Genomic DNA, 798 nt, shown 5'->3' with positions numbered 1-798 from the left:
GGATCGACGAGGTAGTGCCCGCACATCTGCTGGAAACGGCGGTTGTAGGCGCGGTCACGGCCGACGAAGATCGTGTCCACCGCGGTCTTCATGTTGTCGTAGATGCCCCGAGCGCAGGCTCCGTCGAAGAAGGCAAAGGCCTTGTCGTGGGCGTCGAAGACCATCTCCTGCGTCTCGCGCGGGTAAGCTCGCACGAACAGCATCCTGCTGTGGCAAAGCCGGACGTGCGCCACCTTCACGGTGGTCGTTGCGCCATCAATTACCACAATCTCATGGCTCCAGTCGAACTGGTAGGCCTCGCCCGGATCGAAGATCAGCGGCACATAGGCAGCGGCCGATGCCTCCTGTTCTTCCTTGGACCACGTGGCCGCGTATCGCCGGACCGCATCATAGCCGCCGTCATATCCGAGGGCTCTGAGTTCCTCGAAGATCCTGATCCGGGTCAGCCTCTCGCGCTTGGGCTTCCGCGCGTTTGTCGCCAGCATCTCGTCGAGTTCGTCCTTCCAAGGACCGATCTTCGGCTGCGGCTGGACGGTCCGCTCGTAGGTGTGCTCGGTCGTACCGGACCGGATCACCTTGCGCACCGTGTTCCGTGAAACCCGCAACTCCCGGCAAATCTGCTTGATCGGCTTCTTGTCCTGAAAATGCGCCCGACGGATCTTCGCAATCGTCTCCACAACCAACATCCCACACTGTGCTCCCCGATAGCCTCGGGGGCATTATCCACATCAGTGTAAGGGGGTCATTTTTGGACGCCGATCACCCCGCTACGGGGTCAATTTTGCATGCCTGTTCACA

The 798-nt window shown here is 60.7% G+C and carries 1 protein-coding gene; it reads right to left on the bottom strand.

Annotated features, from left to right (window positions below; translation table 11 throughout):
- The coding region (istA, locus tag E1B25_RS21990) for an IS21 family transposase (protein WP_132831688.1) at positions 1–686 on the bottom strand (686 nt) is incomplete at its 3' end.
- Positions 687–798: the final 112 nt, after the last annotated feature.

This window comes from Antarcticimicrobium sediminis, from assembly GCF_004348975.1.
Lineage (GTDB): Bacteria > Pseudomonadota > Alphaproteobacteria > Rhodobacterales > Rhodobacteraceae > Antarcticimicrobium > Antarcticimicrobium sediminis.
This window is presented reverse-complemented; position numbering and strand designations above follow the sequence as displayed.